2 protein-coding genes are annotated in these 1,102 nt (G+C 39.6%); both read left to right on the top strand.

From position 1 onward, the window contains the following. The coding region (locus PX636_RS04295; protein ID WP_288116317.1) for an NINE protein at positions 1-313 on the top strand (313 nt) is incomplete at its 5' end. A gap of 6 nt (positions 314-319) precedes the next feature. Further along, the gene (locus PX636_RS04290; protein WP_002798891.1) at positions 320-1,006 is read left to right on the top strand and encodes a helix-hairpin-helix domain-containing protein; all 687 of its coding nucleotides are present in this window, start codon (positions 320-322) and stop codon (positions 1,004-1,006) included. The last annotated feature ends 96 nt before the right edge of the window (positions 1,007-1,102 follow it).

Raw genomic sequence — 1,102 nt, 5'->3', positions numbered from 1 at the left:
TGGTTATCTTGGCATCCATAAGTTTTATCTAGGGGAGAATTTGGCAGGTGTTCTCTATCTACTTTTCTTCTGGACTTTTATCCCCGGCATCATTGCTTTTTTTGAATTTATTGGTTTAATCATCATGTCAGATCAAGCTTTTGATGCTAAATATAATCCTAACTATCTCCCCAGCAGTAGAGAGCGAGGACTGCCAGAATCAGGTCAGCAAAAAACCGCTACTTTACTCCAGCTTAAAAAACTTTACGATCAGGGAATTATTACTGCTGAAGAATACGAAGAAAAACGCAGAAAATATTTAGATTCTCTTTAAAAAAATATGTCTAATCTCTCTCCTCGCCCTCCCGAATCTTCCGAGTGGATCTGGCTATCCTTAGTCCCAGTTTTCGGTGGGCTTGCCATTGCTAATGCTGGCAAAAAAACTAATAACCAAAGCTGGTTATCCGTCGGCATTGCTTTGACAATTATCTCCCTTATTTTCCTTACACAAGAGTCTTTTATCGTAATTTGGTTTGCCCAAATCGGCCTGGGTTTATACATCCGTCAACAGCTTAATTCCCATCCAATAGCTTCGGCAAATAGAACCGATTCCAGACAGTCATCCTCTCCTCTCGAAAAAATTGATATTAACAGCTGTTCCACCAACGATCTGGTTTATAAATTAGGGTTGCCGATTGTCTATGCCAATGATATCGTTTCTGTCCGTAATGAAGGACATATTTTTACCCATTTAGAAGAATTACACTTCCTGGCTGGTTTACCGGAAAATTATCTCAAAAAATTGGAACCTTTGATTATCTTTGCCTACGATATTCGCCAAGAAGTTGACGTTTCTTGGCGTTGTTTAAACTACTACTCCGTTGCGGAATTAGTCAATCTCGGTCTTGACTTTTCCCTGGCCGATAAAATTGTCGCCGAAAGAGAAAAAAACGGTGTCTATCGTTCGGCCATCGAAGTGAGAAACCGGACAGGTATTCCCTTAAAATCCTATCAGCAATTGCTCTAATGGGACTTAAACGATCAACAAGAGTATAATAGAGTATAATCGTTATATAATAAGCACTTTACGTTGAAAGATCAGCGATGAAAGAGACAACCCCAG

Origin of the sequence: Microcystis sp. M53598_WE2, from assembly GCF_030067735.1 — a bacterium.
Lineage (GTDB): Bacteria > Cyanobacteriota > Cyanobacteriia > Cyanobacteriales > Microcystaceae > Microcystis > Microcystis aeruginosa.
This window is presented reverse-complemented; position numbering and strand designations above follow the sequence as displayed.

Coding starts and splice junctions, on each gene's coding strand:
- PX636_RS04290 (WP_002798891.1), top strand. CDS start 320: ATGTCTAATCTCTCTCCTCGCCCTCCCGAATCTTCCGAGTGGATCTGG.